Origin of the sequence: Paenibacillus sp. GbtcB18, from assembly GCF_019091125.1 — a bacterium.
GTDB classification, from domain to species: Bacteria; Bacillota; Bacilli; order Paenibacillales; family NBRC-103111; genus Paenibacillus_F; species Paenibacillus_F chitinolyticus.
The window spans coordinates 1-425 of sequence record NZ_JAGXJX010000143.1 but is presented as its reverse complement, the minus strand read 5'-3'; the positions used below and the strand labels follow the sequence as shown (position 1 = coordinate 425).

At 36.7% G+C, this 425-nt stretch carries 1 protein-coding gene; it reads right to left on the bottom strand.

The genetic code is table 11. The features are described from left to right. The coding region (locus KVT34_RS29895; RefSeq protein WP_217563259.1) for a DUF6843 domain-containing protein at positions 1-398 on the bottom strand (398 nt) is incomplete at its 3' end. Between the last annotated feature and the right edge of the window lie 27 nt (positions 399-425).

Genomic DNA, 425 nt, shown 5'->3' with positions numbered 1-425 from the left:
ACTTCTAAGTGTGCAAGTGGGAATTCCCACGAAGTTACGGCTCTACTTCCAGTTGAGTCAAGGCGTATACAGCTAGTAGCTAGCTTCGGACGCTTCCCTTCTTTATTTACTGTGTAATATATATCATTCACTGTACCATATTTCATATTTTGTGTAGATGTCACAGCAATACCGTCAGCTGAGAAAGTAACAACACTAAATCCATCTTCTTCCTGTAACGGCTCCGCACCAGGTACGTTATATAGTACAATTAAATCCCCTTCGTATTCTTCAGGAATTACGTAAATTGTATCTGTCGTTTCTTTACTAAAACTGATACATCCACTTAAAAATAACGTTAATATGATTCCGAAACAAAATGTACTTTTCTTTACAACGTAGTAAATTCTTCTAACCATTTAAATTCGCCTCCCAATCATAGTCTT